General features: G+C 61.3%; 1 protein-coding gene and 1 pseudogene. Both read left to right on the top strand.

Features of this window, described 5'->3' with window-relative positions:
* Window positions 1-323, top strand: a pseudogene (locus EN991_RS36795) (DNA-3-methyladenine glycosylase I); the annotation flags it as partial.
* Between the two features lie 150 nt (window positions 324-473).
* Window positions 474-1,244: nitrilase-related carbon-nitrogen hydrolase (locus tag EN991_RS36790; RefSeq protein ID WP_281058853.1), on the top strand; the 771-nt coding region annotated here is incomplete at its 3' end.

The raw sequence follows: 1,244 nt of genomic DNA, 5'->3' as shown, positions 1-1,244 counted from the left end.
ATGATGACCAGGTCGGGCTGATGGCCTGGCTCGGCAAGCATGGCAGCCGGCTGGGCGGCAACACGGGCCAGTATTTCCTGCGCTGGCTGGGTTGGGATGCGTTCGTCATCTCGGGCGATATGGCCGCGGCGTTGCGCGACGCCGGCCTCGACATCGCCGAAAGCCCGACTTCGAAGAAGGATTTGGACAAGATCCAGAGGCAAATCAATCAATGGGCAGCGGAGACGCATCTGCCGCGCCGCCATATTTCACGCGTCCTGGCGATGTCGATCGGCGAGAACCATTCGCCGCAAGCGCTGCGCGAATATATGGGCGACGACTGAAACGTGGTCGCTTGCCACGATCGGCATTCGTCGATCGGTCAACACGATCGAATCGATCGGTCCGGACACGAATGACATTCGTCATTTGCTCCGAATTGGTCCAAACGAACGCCATTGCCCGGGCAATTTTGCCGCGCTAAGTCAGCAGGCATGACCAAGAAGCTCGACATCCTGCGCATCGCCGTCGCCCAGCTCAATCCGACTGTCGGCGACATATCAGGCAATCTCGCCAAAGCCCGCGAGGCGAGGGCGGATGCCGCACGTCAGGGCGCCGATCTCGTGCTCTATACCGAGCTTTTCCTCGCCGGCTACCCGCCGGAGGATCTGGTGCTGAAGCCGGCCTTTTTGAAAGCCTGCGAAAAGGCGGCACAGGACTTTGCCGCCGACACCGCGGATGGCGGTCCCGGCGTCATCATCGGCACGCCGTTGAAGCGCAAGAGCGGCACGCACAATTCGATCATCTTCGCCGACGGCGGCAAGATCATCGCCGAACGCTACAAGCTCGATCTGCCGAACTACGGCGAGTTCGACGAGAAGCGCGTCTTCCAGGCCGGACCCGAGATCCAGGGGCCGGTCAATTTCCGCGGCGTGCGCATCGGAATTCCGATCTGCGAGGACATCTGGGGCGATGTCGATATCTGCGAGACGCTGGCCGAAAGCGGGGCAGAAATCCTGCTGGTGCCGAACGGCTCGCCCTATTATCGCGCCAAGATCGATGTCCGCCACCAGGTCGTCATCCGCCAGGTCATCGAATGTGGGCTGCCGATGATCTATGCCAACCAGCTTGGCGGCCAGGACGAGCTGATCTTCGACGGCGCTTCGTTTGCCATTGGCGCCGACAAGACACTTGCCTTCCAGATGAGCCAGTTCGAGGAAGCGGTCGACGTCACCACCTGGAAGAGACAAGGCGATCACTGGGTC

Origin of the sequence: Mesorhizobium sp. M7A.F.Ca.US.005.03.2.1 (assembly GCF_003997795.1) — a bacterium.
Lineage (GTDB): Bacteria > Pseudomonadota > Alphaproteobacteria > Rhizobiales > Rhizobiaceae > Mesorhizobium > Mesorhizobium ciceri.
This window is presented reverse-complemented; position numbering and strand designations above follow the sequence as displayed.